Origin of the sequence: Acinetobacter sp. YT-02, assembly GCF_002412355.1 — a bacterium.
GTDB classification, from domain to species: domain Bacteria; phylum Pseudomonadota; class Gammaproteobacteria; order Pseudomonadales; family Moraxellaceae; genus Acinetobacter; species Acinetobacter towneri.
The window spans coordinates 1-15,504 of the sequence record NZ_NOZT01000039.1 but is presented as its reverse complement, the minus strand read 5'-3'; the positions used below and the strand labels follow the sequence as shown (position 1 = coordinate 15,504).

Here is a 15,504-nt window from a genome sequence, read left to right as displayed (position 1 = left end):
AAGATAAAACCTGAAGTTGTTTATTTTTATCAATATTTTTAAATTTAAAAGCACGATTGAGCAAGTTTCAAAAACCGATAAGCAGGCAAAATTAGGCATCTTTGATCATTGAGAAAAAAGCGCAAATATCAGTAAATGTAGCCTCGCGGTTGTTCTGAATAAATCGTTTTGCAAACAGAAATGCAGCAACCCATGCCTGTGCGCTATTCATTGAGTAAAAAATAGCGTTACAATGGGTCAATTTGTATTTCTACAATAGCAAATGTCTCAGTTTTAATCATTCAAGGAAAATACAACCCTATGTCACGTTTAGCCACACGATTTGCACAGCTTGAATCTCAACAGCGTAAGGCCTTGGTTTCTTATGTTATGGCAGGTGACCCTCATCCAGAAGTCACAGTTCCGTTGTTACATCAAATGGTCGAGGCAGGGGTAGATGTCGTTGAATTAGGTTTGCCGTTTTCAGACCCAATGGCTGATGGTCCAGTAATTGCCCTCGCTGCAGAGCGAGCGTTGGCAGGTGGAACCAATACGCTAGATGCTTTAAACATGGTCAAAGAGTTCCGTCAAAAAGATCAGGAAACTCCTGTGGTATTGATGGGATATTTAAACCCTGTAGAAGTCATTGGTTATGAAAAGTTTGTTGAATATGCACATGACTGTGGTGTCGATGGTGTACTTCTGGTCGATTTACCACCTGAAGAAGCCCAAGAATTTGATGAAGTCCTGAATAAATATGGGATGAATCAAATTTTCTTGTTAGCGCCAACTTCTACACCAGAGCGTATTCAATTTGTTGCAAACCAAGCCAGTGGCTTTATTTATTATGTTTCTTTGAAAGGCGTGACGGGTGCAGCAACACTTGATGTTGCAGAAGCAGCAACCCGCATCCAACAGATTAAAGCTGTAACCAACGTGCCTGTGGGTGTGGGTTTTGGCATCAGTGATGCTGCATCTGCCAAAGCAATGGGCGCGGCTGCCGACGCAGTCATTGTCGGAAGTGCTTTTGTAAAACAATTTGCGAGCTTAGCACCAGAACAAGCCGTCATTGCAACGGTTAATAAAGTGAAGGAGCTTCGAGCTGCGCTCGATGAGTTAGTATGAGTCAAGAAGTGAAAACAGGGAAAATTCTAAGCCCATCGACGCCGTGGACTGCACGTGGTGTACCTGGTATTGAAACACCAGATGAGCAACAAGCGTTAAAAGCGATCTTTACTGAACCAACGATTGAATGTCCAGAATGTCATGCCTTGGTGACACGTACAGCAATGTCATTCAACGCTTATGTATGTCCACAATGTGATGAACATTTACGCATGAAAGCGCGTGAGCGTTTAACTTGGTTCTTTGACCAAGTGCAAAATGAATTAGGTCAAGAATTCTCTGCTAAAGACCCACTTAAATTTGTAGATAGCAAAGCTTATCCTGAGCGTATGACGGAAGCGCAAAAGAAGACGGGTGAAACCGAAGCGTTAGTGGTGATGCAGGGCTTATTAAAAAATATGCCAGTCATTGCTTGCGCATTTGAGTTTGACTTTATGGGCGGCTCAATGGGTACTGTCGTTGGTGACCGTTTTGTGCAAGCCGCTGAACGTGCGATTCAGCAAAAACAACCATTAGTTTGCTTCGCAGCATCGGGTGGTGCGCGTATGCAAGAAGGCATGTTGTCTTTAATGCAAATGGCGCGTACCTCTGCTGCAATTCAACGCATGAAAGAAGCAGGCTTGCCGTACATCGTGGTATTAACTCATCCTGTTTACGGGGGGGTAACTGCATCATTGGCGATGCTGGGTGATGTACACATTGCAGAACCTAAAGCAATGATTGGTTTCGCGGGTAAACGTGTGATTGAGCAAACTGTACGAGAAAAACTCGAAGAGCCGTTCCAACGTGCAGAATACTTACTTGATCATGGTGTGGTCGATCAAATTGTCCATCGTCATGCATTACGTGATACAGTTTATCGTATTCTTGCGAAACTGATGAACTTGCCTTGAACACAGCGCCTCTTGCAACCGATGATTTAAACACATGGCTCAATTATTGGAGCCATGTTCACGTTACGGGTATTGATTTAGGTTTGGAACGGGTCATTCCTGTTGCAGAAAAACTGGGGGTAACCCATCCTAAGGCCAAAGTCATTACAGTTGCGGGAACCAATGGCAAAGGCTCAACCACAACCACTTTAGCGGCTATTTTAAATGCGCAGGGTTATCGGGTTGGGCTTTACCAATCGCCACATATTTACCGTTTTAATGAACGAGTCAAATTAGCAGGCGTCGAGGTCGATGATCAAAGTTTGATTGATGCTTTTGTGCAAGTCGATCAAGCACGACGTGATTGCGATCTGAGTTTATCTTTTTTTGAGGCCACGACTTTGGCAGCCTTTGTGATTTTTAAAGCACGTGATTGCGATGTATGGGTGCTTGAAGTCGGTTTAGGTGGACGCTTAGATGTGGTCAATGTCGTCAATCCTGATGTGGCGGTTATTACCAATATCGGTTTAGATCATGTCGATTGGTTAGGCGATAGCATCGAAAAAATTGCCTATGAAAAAGCAGGCATTATTCGTCCTAACATTCCTGTCATTTTTGCAGGTCAGCAAGATTTGCCTCAAGCTATTCACGACAAAGCAGCAACCTGCAATGCCTCCTTATTTGTTTTGAATCGTGATTATTTTTATCGAGAAATGCAAGATGGTGAGTCGTGGATGTTTGCTGCATCGGGCTGCACCTTAAAACTTCCAACAGGCAGCTTGGCGCTCGACAATATTTCAACTGCGGTGGCAGCAGTCTTGCATAGCGGTTTAGAAATCACCCAAGATGCGATAGCACAAGGTATTCAAACTGCTAAATTGGCAGGGCGTTTTGAAATTCGTCAAATTCAGGGCAAAACTGTGATTTTTGATGCAGGACATAACCCGCATGGCGTTGAATTTTTGTTAAAGCAATTGCGCAATTTCTTAAATTACAATAAACAGTACACTGAAGTAATCAGTGTTTTTTCAATGCTTGCGGATAAAGATATAAATTCTGTGGTTGAGTTATTGAAAGATAGTGTCGTAAAGTGGAAAATTGCCACATTAAATGTGCCTCGTGCGGCAGAGATCACAATTTTGGATCAGGCTTTGCAAGGCGAAACAATACAACACTTCGACAGTATACAATTGGCTTTTAAATCAGCACTGGATGAAACTAAAAATAATCAGCTGATTTTGGTATGTGGATCATTTCATACCTTAGAAGCGGTATGGGAGTATTTGGAAGAATGTCAATGAATAACAAACAACGCTGGATGGGTGGCGTTGTTTTATTAGGTGGTGGTGTTTTATTGGCAGCATTGCTTTTAAAAGGGCAAGAAGAAATACATCAAAATAATGTGAAAACTCCGAGCCAAGCCGAACAAGTTCAAGATAAAAATGCCAATCAGGCAGAAATGGTGCAATTGCAACCTTTAACTGTCGATGTGCAAACCGAGCAGCGTCTGCTTGAAGAGCAGCGCCGTGCGCGTGAAAAAGCAGTGGCAGAGCAAGAAGCACGTGCAGCTGAGTTTTTAGCAATGCAGCAACAGGCAGAAGCTGAAGCAGCGCGTAAAGCTGCAGAAGAATATGCTGCATTAAATGCCTTACGTTCTGGTCAGCAGCAAAGTTCTGACAACATTCCGCCTGAATTGGTCGAAGATGAACAAGTTAAGCAAAAGCGTTTGGCTGAAGAAAAAGCCGCTCAGCAAAAGAAGTTAGAGCAGCTACAGGCAACGGATGCCAAAAAAGCTGCTGAGTTAAAAGCTGCGCAAGAGAGGAGTGCTGCAGAGAAAAAAGCAGCAGATGAAAAGCGTTTAGCTGAAGAAAAACGCATTGCCGAAGAGAAGCGCAAAGCTGAAGAACAACGTCAAGCTGATGCGAAACGTAAAGCAGAGCAAGAGCGTAAAGCTGAACAAGAGCGCAAAGCAGCAGAAGCGAAAAAAGAAGCAGAACGTAAGGCTGCCGAAGAAAAACGTAAAGCTGAGGAAAAACGCAAAGCTGAAGAAGCTGCCAAGAAAAAGGCTGAAGCTGAAAAAGCACGTAAGTTATTGGAAGAAGGTGATAAGCAGTGGATGGTACAAGTGGCTTTGGCTGCTAACCAAGCCAATGCCGATGCTTTGGCGGCAAAACTGAAAGCCAAAGGTTATAAAGTCACCCAAAGTCCAACGTCTAAAGGGGTTCGGATTATGGTTGGGCCATCTAAAGACCGTGATGCTGCCGATGCAACCCGTAAGAAAATTACTGCAGATCAAAGTTTGAATATGAAATCTGCATGGGTGATTGACTGGGTGCCATTAGATAAACGTGACTAGACCATTCATCAAGATGCGTATTAACAAAGGATTTAATCTTTCGGGTTAAATCCTTTTTTAATTAGGCTTTTGGTATTTGATATTGCGCTAAGGCAATTGGATCATGTGCGCAAATAATCTCAACTTGTGGTGCAGTTTGAGCCAAATGCTGAATATTCGCTAAAGTCTTTAAACGCATTAAATTATTTTCTGCAAACAAATACTCAACTGTATGTAGTGCTGGGAAGCATTGTTTAGGGTCTAGCTGTGCTTGCGCATAATAAGCATCGCCACAGAAAAATAACCAGCCCTGTGCCTGCCGAATGGCAATGCCACAATGACCAGCGGAGTGTCCAGGCAAAGGAATCAGTAAAATTTCATCCTTAAAAATTGTTAAACCTTGCACACGATTAAAATTAAACCAAGCTTCACCTCGGGTTGGTTCTAAAAAATCCCAATGAGTATGTTGCTGAAATTGCTTAGGTTTATAACGCATGCGATTTTTTAAAGACTTTAAATTGCAGGCTGCCTTGTATTCACTCGCGAAGATATGCACAGTCGCGTTTGGAAAATCAGCAATCCCACCCGCATGATCAAAGTCCAAATGCGATACCAAAATATGTTGCACATCACTGGCCTGATAACCAAGTTGCTGGATTTGCTTGAGTGCGGTCTGGCTTAAGTCGTGTTGAATCCGAGCGGTATGGGTCAGTAATGTGCCTAAACGCTGTTTGGGATGTAAATAATCCTCAACGCCTAAGCCTGTATCGACCAAGACCAAGCCTTGATCTGTTTCTAATAATAGACAATGGCAGACCAATTTTGCCTGCCAACCTTGTTGTCCAAATAAAGGCGCACAGATTGGGCAAAACGTGCCGCAATGTAAATGATGAATGTTGTAGATCACAAAATGACGTTTTTTTATGAATGTTATTTTGCTTATACCTGATCTGTTGTGTGTCGCCAATCACAATTGGATTAACGGAATTGGAGCATAAAAAAGGCCTATCCAAAGATAGGCTTGTTCACGCATTATTCAATTAAGTGCGATTCGGTTGTTTGGTTAAACGTAAATAAGGCTTGATAGCATGGTAGCCACTTGGGAAGCGTTCTTTGAGCTCTGCTTCGTCCTGAATGGACGGCACAATTACCACATCTTCACCATCTTGCCAGTTGGCAGGTGTTGCAACCTTGTAATTGTCAGTCAGTTGTAGTGAATCAATGACACGTAAAATTTCGTGGAAATTACGTCCTGTAGAAGCAGGATAAGTAATGATCAAGCGTACTTTTTTATTTGGATCAATAATGATTAATGAGCGAACAGTCAGTGTTTCGCTTGCATTCGGGTGAATAAAATCGTACAGCGTAGATACTTTACGATCTTGGTCAGCAAGAATTGGGAAATTAACCGTCGTGTTTTGGGTTTCGTTAATATCTTGAATCCAGCCTTTGTGAGATTCAGCATCATCTACAGAAAGTGCAATCGCTTTGACATTGCGCTTGCTGAATTCATCTTTCAGTTTTGCGGTATAGCCTAGCTCGGTGGTGCAGACAGGTGTGTAATCGGCAGGATGCGAAAATAGAATGCCCCAGCTGTCACCTAAAAATTCATAAAAATCAATTGGGCCTTCATTTGAATCTTGCGTGAAGTTGGGTGCAGTGTCACCTAAGCGAATAGTCATTGTGTACCTCTGTCTTGTTTTGTTGTGTGATGTGTGCGTACTACTATGCGCCATTCCTTTTGCAGAATTAAATAGTGTTTTTGTATGTGCTTATGAGTAAATTGAATATGCTGTGTCGTTTTTATTGCATTTTCAAAATAGATTCATGTGTGATTGCTATATATCGTCCGCTCGAAATTTGTTACATTAACTGCCACTTAGCAGCGAGAAATGGCAAGTAGAGATTGGAATTTTTAATAGGTTTTTGTGCAAAACCCTTGTACTTCAAATTTCTAGCACCATAATAACCACTAAGAAAAACCTATTTATTTGACAAGCAAGATTTAGAGAGTTTATTCATGTTGGCAAGTCTGATCGGAGGAATCTTCGGTACTAAAAATGAGCGCGAACTCAAACGCATGCGTAAAATCGTAGACAAGATTAATGCGCTCGAGCCGACGATATCTGCCTTAAGCGATGCAGACTTATCTGCAAAAACCGAAGAATTCAAACAACGTTATAACAAAGGCGAAAGTTTAGATAAATTATTACCAGAAGCATTTGCAGTATGTCGTGAAGCCGCCAAACGTGTCATGAGCATGCGTCACTATGACGTGCAGTTGATTGGTGGTATTACCTTGCATGAAGGTAAAATTGCAGAAATGCGTACAGGTGAAGGTAAAACCCTAATGGGAACTTTGGCCTGTTATTTAAATGCTTTAAGCGGTCAGGGCGTGCACGTCATTACTGTGAACGACTACTTGGCACAGCGTGATGCCGAACTCAACCGCCCTTTATTTGAGTTTTTAGGTTTAAGCATTGGCATTATCTATTCCATGCAAGACCCGACTGAAAAAGCACAGGCTTATCGCGCAGACATTACCTACGGTACCAATAACGAATTTGGTTTCGACTACTTGCGTGACAACATGGTGTTCTCGCTGAGTGAGAAAAAACAGCGTGGTCTGACTTATGCCATTATTGATGAAGTGGACTCGATCTTAATTGATGAAGCACGTACCCCATTAATCATTTCTGGTCAAAGTGATGACTCATCGCAGTTATATGCAGCAATCAACACCATTCCGCCAAAATTGCATGCACAAAAAGAAGAAAAAGTAGCCGATGGTGGACATTTCTGGATTGATGAAAAACAACGTACTGTAGAAATGACCGAAATTGGTTATGAAACGGTAGAAAATGAATTAATTCAAATGGGTTTATTGGCAGAAGGCGAAAGTCTGTATTCTGCATCTAACCTGAATTTGGTGCATCACGTATCTGCAGCTATTCGTGCGCACTTCTTGTATCAACGCAACGTGCATTACATCATCCATGATGGTGAAGTGATTATTGTCGATGAAAACACAGGTCGTACCATGCCTGGCCGTCGCTGGTCAGAAGGTTTGCACCAAGCGGTAGAAGCGAAAGAAGGTCTAGAAATTCAGCCTGAAAACCAGACTTTAGCGACCACAACCTTCCAGAACTATTTCCGTTTATACAAAAAGCTTTCGGGAATGACGGGTACTGCAGACACTGAAGCTGCAGAAATGAAAGAAATTTATGGTCTTGATGTGGTCATCATTCCAACGCACCGACCAATGATTCGTAATGACCAAAACGATTTAATTTATTTAAACCGTACTGGTAAATACAACGCGATTATTCAAGAAATTCAACGCGTGCATGAAGCGGGTGTCGCACCAATTCTGATTGGTACAGCGACCATTGAAGCTTCAGAAATTTTATCGGATAAACTGCGTGAAGCAGGTATTCAGCACGAAGTATTGAATGCGAAGCAACACGAACGCGAAGCTGACATCATTGCGCAAGCAGGCTCACCACGTGCGGTGACTATTGCCACGAACATGGCGGGTCGTGGTACAGATATTTTGCTAGGTGGTAACTGGAAAGCTTTGCTAGCCAAAATTGAAAACCCAACTCCTGAAGATGAAGCGCGTTTAAAGGCAGAGTGGGAACAAAACCATGACATGGTGTTAAGTTCAGGTGGCTTACACATTATTGGTTCAGAACGTCACGAATCGCGTCGTATTGACAACCAGTTGCGTGGTCGTGCAGGTCGTCAGGGTGACCCAGGCGTGTCACGTTTCTATCTGTCACTCGAAGATGACTTAATGCGTATTTTCGCAGGTGATCGTGTTGTAGCAATGATGCGTGCTATGGGCTTGCAGGAAGATGAAGCGATTGAACACAAAATGGTGTCACGCTCTATCGAAAATGCACAGCGTAAAGTTGAGGCACGTAACTTCGACATCCGTAAAAACTTGTTGAAATACGATGACGTAAACAACGAACAACGTAAGATCATTTATTCACAGCGTGATGATATTCTGGCAGAAAGCACGCTGCAAGACTATATTGAAGAAATGCACCGTGAAGTGGTCACAGGTATGATCGCCAATTATATTCCACCAGAATCGATTCATGATCAATGGGATATTGATGGTTTAGAGCGTGCCTTGCGTGATGATTTGGGCATCGAATTACCAATTAACCAATGGCTCGAAGATGATCGTCGCCTAGATGAAGAAGCTTTGGTTGAACGTATTGCCGATGAAATTGTGACACGTTACCGTGCACGTCGTCAGCAAATGGGTGATGAATCTGCTGCGATGCTAGAACGCCACTTTATGCTCAGTTCACTTGATCGTCACTGGAAAGATCATTTGGCGGCTATGGACTATTTGCGTCAAGGGATTCATTTACGTGGTTATGCACAAAAGAACCCTGAGCAAGAGTACAAAAAAGAAGCCTTTAACTTATTTGTGAATATGTTGGGTGTGATTAAAGCTGATGTCGTTACCGATCTTTCGCGTGTGCATGTACCAACACCTGAAGAACTGGCAGCGATGGAAGCTCAACAGCAAGCGCAAGCAGAAGCGATGCAGCTTAATCTTTCACATGCTGATGTAGATGGTTTAACGGGCGAAACCTTTGAATCAGAACCACAGTACAGTGCTGCTGAGCAAACGGTTGTTCCACCTGCAAGCCGTAACTCGCCATGCCCATGTGGTTCAGGACTGAAATATAAACAGTGTCACGGTAAAATCTAAACCTGACTTGTTACAACTTAAGCAGAACTTTGGTTCTGCTTTTTGTATTTTGGGGTGCAAAATCTTTGTGGTAATAGTTTTGCAAGATGTGTATAGCATTTGCAGATTTTGGAATTAAATGCTATTTAGTTGCACATGCAATATCCACGTGTGGAACAAAAAATGAAAAAAGTATTACAACCTTTAATGATTGTTGCCTTGAGCTTGCCTACTTTCGCATTTGCAAATGCGGCAACAACGACAACTCCTGCAAAAGTTCAAGCTGCTGTGGGTGCGACCACTGCACAGGTACAAGTGGATAATGGTCACGTGACTGTGGCAAGCCCACGCACAGGTATTCGTTATACCTTTGCTAATCCAGATCAGCGTCCAATCGTGTTGCAGACTGCAGCGATTGCACCTGCGAATGCTGCCAATGTAAATCGTATTGTGGCTGCAAATCCTGCTTTATCTGCAGCAAGTCAAGAACGTGCAAAACAGGCTTTATTGGGTGAAACCGTGGTTGCGACTACGCCATAATCCAAATAGGCTCAATCAGTATAATTTTAGTTGCTGATGCATTACATTGAAGATTAAAACCAGTCCATACGGGCTGGTTTTTTATATATGACCTTGTGTATTAACAAAAGTTGAATCAAGCAGGGAGGATGCTCGATTTTTTCTTCAATTTCCACTAAGCTGTGACATTCTCAAATTTGTACTGGAAATTTCAAAATGGCAGTTGGTGACGTCTCTATGCCACACATGCATGTGGTCAAAGGTGTAAAAATTGGTTCAGCAGAGGCTTATGTGCGTTATCAGAACCGACGTGACCTGGTTATTTTTGAATTTGCAGCAGGCTCAAATGTAGTGGGCGTATTTACTCAAAACGCATTTTGCGCTGCGCCTGTGCATGTGTCCAAAGCACATTTAGCTCAAGGCAATCCGCGTTATTTGGTCATTAATACAGGTAATGCCAATGCGGGTACAGGCAAATTGGGTATGCAAAATGCAGAAATCACCTGTGCCAAATTGGCTGAATTGGCAGGTGTATCTACCCAAGAAGTTTTGCCATTTTCTACAGGTGTGATTGGTGAGCAATTGCCGATTGAGCGCTTGGTTGCTGGTTTAGCGCCTGCGCTGGCATCGTTACGTGAGGATGCTTGGCATGATGCTGCGACAGGTATTATGACCACAGATACCACGCCAAAAGGTGCATCTGAGCAGTTTGAGTTAGATGGTATTACTTATAGCATGACAGGCATTTCTAAAGGTGCAGGTATGATTCGCCCAAATATGGCGACCATGCTTAGCTATGTTGCAACCGATGCACCAATTCAACGTGACATCTTGCAGCAATTACTCAAACACAGTGTAGAACAATCGTTTAACCGTATTACTGTAGATGGCGATACCTCGACCAATGATTCATGTATCTTGGTGGCGACAGGTCAGGCGGGTGGCACTGAAATTTGCAGTGAAAATGACCCGCGTTATGCTGTGGTATTAGATGTTTTGAATCGTGTGATGTTGCGTTTGGCACAACTGATTATCCGTGATGGTGAAGGTGCAACAAAATTCATCACGGTACGTGTTGAAGATGGTGACAATACCCAAGAATGTTGTGATATTGCGTACAGCATTGCACATTCACCATTGGTAAAAACGGCCATTTTTGCCTCAGATCCAAACTGGGGGCGTATTCTTGCTGCAATTGGTTATGCAGGCGTGCCAAATTTAGACGTTGAAAAAATTCAGGTTTGGTTGGATGATGTGCAAATTTGCAAAGATGGCGGTGCTGCTGCCGACTATACCGAAGCAGCGGGCGCGCGAGTCATGGCACAAACCGAAATGACCATTCGTGTAAATTTAGGACGTGGTCAAGCGACAGATACAGTCTATACTTGTGACTTGTCTTACGATTATGTCAAGATCAACGCGGATTACCGTTCGTAAAAATTCAAATTGAGTGATAAAGCCTCCGTTGTGAGGCTTTTTTAGCATTCAATCGGCAAAGGGCTGGTGAATGAGTAAATTGCCCCCATATCATCAGTGACTTGAGTAAGCTTGTGTTCGGGCAAGCATGAAGATAGAGAAGACGTTGTTATGAATGATGCGACCAATTTAATTGCCAATGAAGCCAAATCAATTGTGCAGGCGCATTTAGATCGCTTGGGTGAAACCAAAGAACATCATTTGAGTGAGCAAGCCAAGCAGGAAAAATTTGCGCAAATTAAAGCAGAACTCGAAAAGCACAATGCTGTCTTGGTTGCCCATTATTACTGCGATCCTGAAGTACAGGAACTGGCTGAATTAACAGGTGGCTGTGTTTCGGATTCACTGGAAATGGCACGTTTTGGTCGTGATCATGCGGCAACCACGTTGGTCGTAGCTGGTGTAAAATTTATGGGCGAAACTGCCAAAATTTTATCGCCAGAAAAAACCATTCTTATGCCAACTTTAGAAGCGACTTGTTCGCTAGACTTAGGTTGTCCTGTCGATGAGTTTAGCCGCTTCTGTGATGCGCATCCTGATCATACAGTCGTGGTTTATGCCAACACGTCCGCTGCGGTAAAAGCGCGTGCAGATTGGGTCGTTACCTCAAGCTGTGCGGTTGAAATTATTGAACATCTCGATAGCTTAGGTGAAAAAATCATTTGGGCGCCAGATCAGCACTTAGGACGCTATATTCAAAAGAAAACTGGCGCAGATATGCTGCTTTGGGATGGTTCGTGTATTGTGCATGAAGAATTCCGTTCACGCGGTATAACCAATATGAAAGCCATGTATCCGGATGCAGCAGTTTTGGTGCATCCAGAATCACCAGAATCAGTTGTTGATGTAGCTGATGCGGTGGGCAGTACCTCGCAACTTATTCAAGCGGCAAAAACTTTGCCACACGAGCGTTTAATTGTGGCAACAGACCGCGGTATTTTCTACAAGATGCAGCAAGCTGTACCAAATAAAATTCTAATTGAAGCACCAACTGCAGGTGAGGGTGCAACCTGTCGTTCATGCGCACACTGCCCGTGGATGGCGATGAATGAATTGGATGGAATTTTGCATGTATTGCAAACAGGTGATCAAGAAGTATTCGTTGAACCTGCCATGGCAGAACGTGCTAAATTACCACTAGATCGTATGTTGAATTTCAGTGCGAGCTTAAAACGCTAAAATTGATTGAAAAATATCAAAAATGCTTGATAAATATACGGTTGAAGCTTTTTTTTAATTTTTTTTAAATATAGGTGTTGACGTCTTCGGGCGTCGCGCCTAGAATGCACACCGTACCGCACGATGTGCGATACACAAAAAGCTGAGATGAATCGGAGCATAGCACAGCCTGGTAGTGCACCTGGTTTGGGACCAGGGGGTCGTAGGTTCGAATCCTACTGCTCCGACCAATTCTTCAAGGCAACGTATCGCATGATATTATGTATCATCGGTCATGCGCCTGTAGCTCAGTTGGATAGAGCATCCGCCTTCTAAGCGGATGGTCACAGGTTCGAATCCTGTCAGGCGCGCCATTTTTTGGTAGCTTGGTATAAAAGAACCAAACATGATGGTGGATGTAGCTCAGTTGGTAGAGCCCTGGATTGTGATTCCAGTTGTCGCGGGTTCGAATCCCGTCATTCACCCCAATCTCTTTGAGAGATAAACGGAGCATAGCACAGCCTGGTAGTGCACCTGGTTTGGGACCAGGGGGTCGTAGGTTCGAATCCTACTGCTCCGACCATTTTCTAAATAGAACAGATACTAAGTAGAAATGGTTAAGTCAATAAAGATACCGCGTTAAGCGGTTTTTTTATGCCTGAAATTTATGAAAGCCTTGTTGGTTTAAAATTGATTTCGTATTAGTTATTGGTCAGCATAAAAAAGCCTCAAGAATGAGGCTCAATATAAGAAAAGTTTTAGTGTCTTTTTTATTAAGGCACAATCGTCACATTGACGCGTCGGTTGGTGGCACGATTTGCTGGTGTGTCATTGCTTACCATTGGTTGTGTTGCACCACGTCCAATCACCTGAATATTTTTTCTTTCAAAACCCTGATCTAAAAAGATCTGAGCCACATTTTGGGCGCGTTTTTCCGATAGGGTTTGATTGTAGCTGGCTAAACCTACGTTGTCTGTGTGACCAATAAACTTGAGTTTATCCAAGTCATATTTATGCAGCTGTTGTGCCAATTGGTTGAGGCGTTCTTTTTGGCTATTTTGAATGGCGTATTCATCAAAACCAAATAACAAGCGTTCAGGCAGGGCTAAGGTCCAGCCATCATCACTTAAAATAAAGCCTTCTTGTTTTAGCATGCGCGCCTGCTTATAGCTGACATTCCCCAAACTCATGCAAGCACTGAGTGAAACCATAACAAGAATAAGTGTGCCGATCAGAACTTTTTTAAGCATAAGGAACCTGTTTATTGTTTGATTGAGGTGAAATATACCATTTTGATTGATCATGTTTGGCTTTGAGCATTGCGCGATCGACATCGGCAATTAAATTTTCAGGAGTTTTTGCATATTCAATCAATGCTACGCCAATACTGACATTTAAGGAAACTTGTTGCTGTTCATACTTAAATGTAGAGGTATAGCAAGCATGAATCTTTTGACAATAATCCTCTAATTCTGCAGTGGAGTGTGAGCCAGTTAAGATTACTGCAAACTCATCGCCACCTAAACGCGCAACAAACGCATGTGAGGGCAAAATCTGAATTAGACAATGTGATGAATCACGTAAAATATTATCGCCCGTCAAATGCCCAAATTGGTTATTGATTTGGTTAAAGTTATTAATGTCTAAAAAAAATACTGCAGCCGTAGCAGAAGGCTGGGTAAATAGCTTAAACAGTGTTTCATAAAAATAATTACGATTTGGCAACTGCGTTAAATTGTCGTATTGCGACTGAAATTGCAGTTTATGATTTTCAACCAATAAATTCTTATGGGATTGTTCAATCTCATTGAGTAAGCCATTAAAGGCATAACTCAGTTCATGAAGTTCTTGAATATCTGAACTTGAAACGCGCAGCTTATAATTTTTTTGTGCACTGATCTCCTGTGCCGAGCTGACAATAGAACTTAAAGATTGCATGAGATATTGATAAATTGAATTAATTGACCAAAACACAGCAATTAAAAGCAAAATAAAACCGAAAATTAATCCTAAAACGATTTTATAAAAGAAACTGACCAAGTCACTAGAGTTTCCATACACCACCAGTTCGCCATAGTTTTGCTGATCATGGTCAATACTCAGCCGAACAGGATGATTAAAAAACAAATAATCCAATAAAGCTTGAATTGAGAAATGCTCTAGACCTTGCTGTTCAATAAAGGCAATACGTGTCTGTTTAGGTGAGCGTACTTCAATTGAACGAATAGAATAACGCTGCGTATGTTCAGAGAGAATTTTGTTGAGCGTCATTTGATCATTAAAAACCACTGCAGGCTGAATGCGTTCATTTAATGCTGCAGATAAACTTTGCAAACTATTTTTTGCGAAGGTGTTCATGGTGTAGGTTGAAATGACCAGAAAAATCATTGAACAAATTGTAAAAGTCAGAGCAAAGATAGTGAGTTGTGCGCGTGTGAATAATTGATGCAAGGTAATTGGAGTGTATAACTGCTTCATGAGTTTGACTCCGATGTTTTTGCAAGCAGTAATACACGCGGATCAATATGCACTTGAGATTGAGTCAAGCTTTCCATGTTGACTTTAAAAGCATAGTTATCATTTTTTTTATAAAGACAAAAAGCGCTGCCAGTTTCACATTCCAGATTGTTTAAACTAATAGATAGGGCTGGAAATCGAACTTGAGTATTTAAGGTATGTTGTTCTTGTGCAGCAGAAAGCGTAGAAAAAATTAATATTTGACAATTACTTTTAGATATTTCATGGCTTTGAATGGGTTGAATGTCATATTTATTATGTAATGGGGCATGTTTTTTGAATTGTTGTGCAATATTATCTTGATTTACAACACAAAGTTTGGGCGTGCTAGCTTGCCATTTTGCATACGCTAAAATGGAGAATGTAGTGTTATAAAGATTTGATGCAGGTGCAGCATACAAAATAGGTGTTTGCATTGCTACAAATGACAGCAAGGTTATTATTTTTAAATTTTGAGTCATTTCAACACAACACGAATGAACATTAAAGTAGTGTAGCTAATATTGGAAAATAAGCATACTGCTAATTTTGAGCAAGAATGATACAGATCTAAATGATTTTGCCGAATAAATAACCGTTTGGATTAAAAAACTGATAAAACTTAAAAAGAGGGGTTGCATGGCGAAATATTTGCCCTATAATGCACATCCATCGGCGGTGATGAAGATTAAAACTTCTGATAAAACAATGACTTGGTTAAGAATGATTGAGTTGGGTTTTAGAGAGAAAGTTTAAAATAATTTAAATTACCAGTTGACACTTTAGAAATAAAGCGTAATATAGCCGACCTAGCTTGATGCTGACGAAGC

Annotated in this window: 13 protein-coding genes and 4 tRNA genes; 12 read left to right on the top strand and 5 right to left on the bottom strand. The window is 41.9% G+C overall.

The genetic code is table 11. The features are described 5' to 3' along the window. Positions 1–300 precede the first annotated feature (300 nt). The 4 genes from trpA to CF596_RS10410 are packed head-to-tail and all read left to right on the top strand — an operon-like array spanning position 301 to position 4,332. Complete coding sequence (gene trpA, locus CF596_RS10425; protein ID WP_004976260.1) at positions 301–1,104, top strand: tryptophan synthase subunit alpha; 804 nt, start codon at positions 301–303, stop codon at positions 1,102–1,104. Beyond that, positions 1,101–1,997 (top strand): acetyl-CoA carboxylase, carboxyltransferase subunit beta, encoded by an 897-nt coding sequence (gene accD / locus CF596_RS10420; protein ID WP_096902407.1) that lies wholly within the window; start codon positions 1,101–1,103, stop codon positions 1,995–1,997. The genes trpA and accD overlap by 4 nt, the downstream gene beginning before the upstream one ends. Further along, entirely contained in the window at positions 1,994–3,277 is a 1,284-nt protein-coding gene (gene folC / locus CF596_RS10415) for a bifunctional tetrahydrofolate synthase/dihydrofolate synthase (RefSeq protein WP_096902406.1), read from the top strand. Before accD ends, folC begins: the two co-directional genes overlap by 4 nt. Further along, complete coding sequence (locus tag CF596_RS10410) at positions 3,274–4,332, top strand: SPOR domain-containing protein (RefSeq protein WP_096902405.1); 1,059 nt, start codon at positions 3,274–3,276, stop codon at positions 4,330–4,332. The genes folC and CF596_RS10410 overlap by 4 nt, the downstream gene beginning before the upstream one ends. Positions 4,333–4,393: 61 nt before the next feature. On the opposite strand, the gene CF596_RS10405 is transcribed toward CF596_RS10410, so the two are convergent. Together CF596_RS10405 and CF596_RS10400 are read right to left on the bottom strand one after the other, a co-directional pair. Continuing rightward, the gene (locus CF596_RS10405; protein WP_096902404.1) at positions 4,394–5,218 is read right to left on the bottom strand and encodes an MBL fold metallo-hydrolase; all 825 of its coding nucleotides are present in this window, start codon (positions 5,216–5,218) and stop codon (positions 4,394–4,396) included. Between the two features lie 133 nt (positions 5,219–5,351). Further along, complete coding sequence (locus CF596_RS10400) at positions 5,352–5,993, bottom strand: peroxiredoxin (protein ID WP_096902403.1); 642 nt, start codon at positions 5,991–5,993, stop codon at positions 5,352–5,354. A gap of 338 nt (positions 5,994–6,331) precedes the next feature. On the opposite strand from CF596_RS10400, the gene secA reads away from it, so the two are divergent. The 8 genes from secA (at position 6,332) to CF596_RS10360 (ending at position 12,761) form a co-directional block, all read left to right on the top strand. Beyond that, positions 6,332–9,046 (top strand): preprotein translocase subunit SecA, encoded by a 2,715-nt coding sequence (gene secA / locus CF596_RS10395; RefSeq protein ID WP_096902402.1) that lies wholly within the window; start codon positions 6,332–6,334, stop codon positions 9,044–9,046. 162 nt (positions 9,047–9,208) lie between these two features. Then, positions 9,209–9,565, top strand: a complete 357-nt coding sequence (locus CF596_RS10390) for a hypothetical protein (RefSeq protein ID WP_096902421.1) — start codon at positions 9,209–9,211, stop codon at positions 9,563–9,565. A 195-nt stretch (positions 9,566–9,760) separates the two neighbouring features. Beyond that, positions 9,761–10,981 carry a bifunctional glutamate N-acetyltransferase/amino-acid acetyltransferase ArgJ gene (gene argJ, locus CF596_RS10385; RefSeq protein WP_096902401.1) on the top strand — a complete coding sequence of 407 codons (1,221 nt, stop codon included), beginning with the start codon at positions 9,761–9,763 and terminating at the stop codon, positions 10,979–10,981. Between the two features lie 150 nt (positions 10,982–11,131). After that, positions 11,132–12,199 carry a quinolinate synthase NadA gene (gene nadA, locus CF596_RS10380; RefSeq protein WP_096902400.1) on the top strand — a complete coding sequence of 356 codons (1,068 nt, stop codon included), beginning with the start codon at positions 11,132–11,134 and terminating at the stop codon, positions 12,197–12,199. 153 nt (positions 12,200–12,352) lie between these two features. Beyond that, positions 12,353–12,429, top strand: a tRNA-Pro gene (locus tag CF596_RS10375). Positions 12,430–12,475: 46 nt separating this feature from the next. After that, a tRNA-Arg gene (locus tag CF596_RS10370) sits at positions 12,476–12,552 on the top strand. A gap of 38 nt (positions 12,553–12,590) precedes the next feature. After that, positions 12,591–12,666, top strand: a tRNA-His gene (locus CF596_RS10365). An 18-nt stretch (positions 12,667–12,684) separates the two neighbouring features. After that, positions 12,685–12,761 (top strand) — tRNA-Pro (locus tag CF596_RS10360). Positions 12,762–12,951: 190 nt separating this feature from the next. Here the strand turns inward: CF596_RS10360 and CF596_RS10355 are convergent. From CF596_RS10355 to CF596_RS10345, 3 genes are read right to left on the bottom strand one after another with little or no spacing between them, the layout of a single operon-like run. Further along, positions 12,952–13,428 (bottom strand): OmpA family protein, encoded by a 477-nt coding sequence (locus tag CF596_RS10355; RefSeq protein WP_004976277.1) that lies wholly within the window; start codon positions 13,426–13,428, stop codon positions 12,952–12,954. Further along, positions 13,421–14,656 carry a diguanylate cyclase gene (locus CF596_RS10350; RefSeq protein WP_096902399.1) on the bottom strand — a complete coding sequence of 412 codons (1,236 nt, stop codon included), beginning with the start codon at positions 14,654–14,656 and terminating at the stop codon, positions 13,421–13,423. The genes CF596_RS10355 and CF596_RS10350 overlap by 8 nt, the downstream gene beginning before the upstream one ends. Beyond that, a complete protein-coding gene (locus tag CF596_RS10345) occupies positions 14,653–15,156 on the bottom strand; it encodes a YfiR family protein (RefSeq protein WP_096902398.1) in 504 nt (167 codons plus the stop codon). The genes CF596_RS10350 and CF596_RS10345 overlap by 4 nt, the downstream gene beginning before the upstream one ends. Positions 15,157–15,504: the final 348 nt, after the last annotated feature.

Coding starts and splice junctions, on each gene's coding strand:
- CF596_RS10355 (WP_004976277.1), bottom strand. CDS start 13,428: ATGCTTAAAAAAGTTCTGATCGGCACACTTATTCTTGTTATGGTTTCA.
- accD (WP_096902407.1), top strand. CDS start 1,101: ATGAGTCAAGAAGTGAAAACAGGGAAAATTCTAAGCCCATCGACGCCG.
- CF596_RS10400 (WP_096902403.1), bottom strand. CDS start 5,993: ATGACTATTCGCTTAGGTGACACTGCACCCAACTTCACGCAAGATTCA.
- trpA (WP_004976260.1), top strand. CDS start 301: ATGTCACGTTTAGCCACACGATTTGCACAGCTTGAATCTCAACAGCGT.
- CF596_RS10345 (WP_096902398.1), bottom strand. CDS start 15,156: ATGACTCAAAATTTAAAAATAATAACCTTGCTGTCATTTGTAGCAATG.
- CF596_RS10350 (WP_096902399.1), bottom strand. CDS start 14,656: ATGAAGCAGTTATACACTCCAATTACCTTGCATCAATTATTCACACGC.
- CF596_RS10410 (WP_096902405.1), top strand. CDS start 3,274: ATGAATAACAAACAACGCTGGATGGGTGGCGTTGTTTTATTAGGTGGT.
- CF596_RS10390 (WP_096902421.1), top strand. CDS start 9,209: ATGAAAAAAGTATTACAACCTTTAATGATTGTTGCCTTGAGCTTGCCT.
- argJ (WP_096902401.1), top strand. CDS start 9,761: ATGGCAGTTGGTGACGTCTCTATGCCACACATGCATGTGGTCAAAGGT.
- secA (WP_096902402.1), top strand. CDS start 6,332: ATGTTGGCAAGTCTGATCGGAGGAATCTTCGGTACTAAAAATGAGCGC.
- nadA (WP_096902400.1), top strand. CDS start 11,132: ATGAATGATGCGACCAATTTAATTGCCAATGAAGCCAAATCAATTGTG.